Annotated in this window: 2 protein-coding genes and 1 pseudogene; 1 reads left to right on the top strand and 2 read right to left on the bottom strand. The window is 42.4% G+C overall.

Going from position 1 to position 3,861, the window contains the following annotated elements:
- Positions 1-209: pseudogene (locus L0J61_RS09895) on the top strand (hypothetical protein); the annotation flags it as partial.
- Positions 210-571: 362 nt separating this feature from the next.
- Here L0J61_RS09895 and L0J61_RS09890 read toward each other — a convergent pair.
- Both L0J61_RS09890 and L0J61_RS09885 read right to left on the bottom strand, forming a co-directional pair.
- On the bottom strand, positions 572-1,315 hold the full coding sequence (locus tag L0J61_RS09890; protein ID WP_301466278.1) for a siderophore-interacting protein: 744 nt from the start codon (positions 1,313-1,315) through the stop codon (positions 572-574).
- 105 nt (positions 1,316-1,420) lie between these two features.
- Complete coding sequence (locus L0J61_RS09885; RefSeq protein ID WP_192523510.1) at positions 1,421-3,628, bottom strand: TonB-dependent siderophore receptor; 2,208 nt, start codon at positions 3,626-3,628, stop codon at positions 1,421-1,423.
- Positions 3,629-3,861: the final 233 nt, after the last annotated feature.

The following is a 3,861-nucleotide window of genomic DNA, read 5'->3' as shown; positions in this document are numbered from 1 at the left end:
TGCATATTTTGAATACACCAGCCATCAATCTCCCTGACACTATTATCTCTACGATAGATAGCTGCTTAGAGGCCACATCTATTCATATAGATAAAATCTGGGGTGCAATTAGTGCAGCGGATGCCAAAGTGTTAAGGCGTCAACTAAAGGCTCAGTTTGATTTATCTCGGCAGGATATGGTCATGAAGGTGTATTGGCGAGCGTCTTAAAGAGTGGATATAATCAGAAGAAAGTTAGAATATGCTATCAAGTCTTAATTTTGTTAATATGACCTAAATGAACTGGGTGTGTTGAACATTCAACCATGTCCCTGACAGAAAATATTTTTTATCAATGAAGTGGCAAAAAGAGTCCTGTACCAGTTTGTTAAGTAAGGGCTGATGCTAAAATTATCTCGTAATGCGTTGCAACTTTAGCTAAGATTTCTGCATTATCGTCAATTTGCGCCTTGTCTGGAACAATTTTAGCGATCACTAGGGGCTATTTGTGAATGTTCAATACGGCCTAGTTTATAATAATTATATTAAAAACTGATAATTACATTACCATTTATTAAAAGACAAATAGCATATTATGCTAGGTTTTTTGCATCTTTCTGCTTCTCAATTTTATGCTGGTCTTCTGTGCTATCGACTTTCCAATAGCTGGATATGTATAAATGCGTTCTTGGTATTGAGAAATATGTTTTAAAGTAATGGCGCAGGGCGCGCATACTATGAAATTCACATGCTGCCCACACCGCAGGCCGGCCTGCTAGCCACGTAAGCGTTTTAACCCTTTCAAGTAATGGGCTGCTTTCGGTATTTGGATGTGAGTTGATCACCCAGTGAATGTCAACGTTGTCTGGTTTTTTGAGTAGTTGCTTATCCGCTTCACTGGTGACTTCAAGGACTGCATAGCCGCAGGCATTAGCAGGTAGCTGGGCAAGATTGACGCTAATGGCTGGTAGCGCTGTCATATCACCAACCAATAAAAACCAATCTGCCTCATTATTAATCAGCTTCTTTGGTCCTGGGCCGCCGACCAATATTTGCTCACCAACTTGGGCATTACGTGCCCACATTGAAGCAGGGCCTTCAGCGTCATGCAAAGCAAAATCGACATCTATTTCATCATCACGTTGACTACTAATGGTATAAGTGCGCATCAGTGGTCGAGCCCCATGGTCTTGAGGAAATATGAGTTTAATATAAGCGCTTTCTTGATCTGCCGGAAAATCAGTCAGTCCAGCACCGCCAAGCGTGACGCGGCACATCTGTGGCGTTATGTATTTGGTGCGAACAACATTCAATGTTCTTGGAGCAGGTTTTGCCATTTTAATGCCTTTCTTAATTTAAGTGTTTCATTTTTCAAGTGATCAGTTTAGATAACGCCAGTATATAAGACAGGCATTCTCTAGTAATGATAAGCTCTATATTGTTTAAAAGTTGGCCTTTAGGCTTACGGACATCTGGCGCTCAGGTCCCATCCAGCAGTTATTGCTATCGTAGCAAGTACCGACATAGGTTTTATCAAACAAATTATTGATACTAGCGCCAACAGTGAGCATCGGATTGATTTGATAGCTGCCACCAATATCTACCAATGTCACACTTGGCAGCTCGTCTGAATTTTGCTTATCAAGCTGCATGCCGCCTTCATAGCGAACCCCTGCATTGAGGGTCAATTTATCTGTGGCGTAATAGTCTGCCCACAGTGTCGCCTTGTGCTTAGCAGTTTGGGCAGGAGTGTTACCGACCACGTCAGGGTTGAATTCATCTTCGGTAATCTCAGCGTCGGTATAGCTGTAGTTTGCAGTAATATCTACCCAATCACTTAGCATGTGGCTGCCTGAAACCTCGAACCCTTTAGAGGTAATTTCACCCGTTTGGGTTTGACTTCTGTAATTGATTTCATCAGCCACCACGACGTTTTTTTGCGTAATATCAAACACCGCCAACGTTCCTTGTGTGGCGCGATCTGGGGACAGATATTTGATACCAGCCTCTAATTGGTCAGCGGTGGTGGGCTCAAATGCCTTGTTAGTAACGAAGTTGCTACCGACAACAGGCTGAAACGATTGTGAGTAGCTGGCATAAGGAGAGAAGCCATTATCAAAGTCATAAATGGCAGCAAGGCGACCACTGGTTTTTGATGCGCTGTTATCAATCGTCTTGTTACTATAAACAGCACCTTTAGAGGCGTCGGTTTGCTCAGTGGTACTGTCAAAATTGTCGTGACGTAAGCCTGCTACTACCGTTAAATCTTGCCACTGCATCTCATCTTGTACATAAAATCCTAGCTGGTTTTGTTCGATGTCTTGTTTCTGTCGATAAATATCTAATGGCAAAGTGCCAGCATTGATTTGCGAAAAATCGGGATTGGACAAATCAAGGTTTGGGGTGCCATCTGCGCCAGCATCATAATATGTAGCGCTACTGTCCGTTTCTTGATACTCCACACCGAATAATAAATTGTGCGAGGTGTTGGCAGTATCTAACTGATAAGCCAGCTGATTGTCTGTGGTCCAGTTGTTCATCTTTTCATCGGTGGTATAGGCCACACGATTTAAAATATTATCGCTACCCGTGATAAACCCTTCTTGATTATACATATTACGCTGCTGCGCTTCGGCATCGGTATAGCGTAGGATATTCTTGAAGGTTAATTTGTCATTGATAGCCCAGTTGACAGTCACACTTGGCATCAGTACTTCTTTGCTAAAATGATTCCACTCGTCACCTGCGTAGGCATCACTATCTAGCTTGCCATAGCTGGCATTGTAGACTGTCCCAGCAGCCGGCAGCGGAGTGGAAGGCACCATCTCGGGATCGTCTTGATAAAAAAGATTGGCAAGAACGGAGACATCTTCTGTCGGTCGCCATTCAAGTGACGGATTAATTAAAGTGCGTTCTTCTTCTGTGGTCTGCATCTGTCCATCTTTTTTACGTTTTAATGCCACCAAGCGATAATTGAGCGTATCTGAGATAGGGCCGGTCGTATCGACTGCCACTTCTTTGAGGTTTTGATTGCCAAGGCGCACCTGTACTTCAGACTCTTGAGTGCTTTTTGGCGTTTTGGCGACCTGATTGACCATGCCACCTGGAGCCGCGTAGCCATAAAGTGAGGATGCTGGGCCTTTTAATATTTCTACCGCTTCAGTCGCATAAATGTCTACTTGCGGCATCAAATTCCAAGCGCCGTCATAGGGGAGGCGTAATCCATCATAAAAATTGGAGTAAGTCTTAAAACCGCGAATGTTGTATTCATCAAAAATAGATACTGTACCGCGGCTCTCAGCACTCACGCCGGGCTCATAACGTAACGCCGCATTAACGCTATCTGCTTGACGTTTTTGTAATAGTTCTTGATTGATTCTGCTATAGCTCATTGGAGCATCGTTAGGGTCTAATGCAGTTTTGGTGCCTGTACTGCGGTAGCTATCGGCATAAACAGTAATAGTATCTAAGGTCGTCGCTGGGGTCGGATTAACCGTAGCAACATTCTCATCTTTGTTTTGGACATCTTCAATATTATTTGCCGTTTCTTCAGCGTATGCAGCATGGCTAATACTCATTAATAAGCCAATCCTGACTGCCATTTTTAATTGTTTTTTTCGGGCAGATTCGGAACGTAAAAGAGACGACATCGTATTTCCTTTCAGATAGAAGTAGTTGAGGGTCTTGAGTTAAAAGATATGAATGTTCAATACGGAAATAATGATAACACTAATGATTATTGTTATCATTAATAAATTACAATAAGAGTGTTTATACAAGCATTAGAGGCAGTCATTGGCGGTTCTTATAAAGGACAAATAAAGCATGAATGGGACAAAATCATTAATAATAAAAAGTTAAAAATAACCTCATATAAGGCCAA

The organism is Psychrobacter sp., assembly GCF_030457785.1.
GTDB lineage: Bacteria > Pseudomonadota > Gammaproteobacteria > Pseudomonadales > Moraxellaceae > Psychrobacter.
The sequence above is the reverse complement of the archived record's forward strand: the minus strand, read 5'-3'. Positions and strand labels throughout refer to the sequence as shown.

Excerpts from the sequence above, each read along its gene's own strand:
- L0J61_RS09890 (WP_301466278.1), bottom strand. The coding sequence starts at position 1,315 with ATGGCAAAACCTGCTCCAAGAACATTGAATGTTGTTCGCACCAAATAC.
- L0J61_RS09885 (WP_192523510.1), bottom strand. The coding sequence starts at position 3,628 with ATGTCGTCTCTTTTACGTTCCGAATCTGCCCGAAAAAAACAATTAAAA.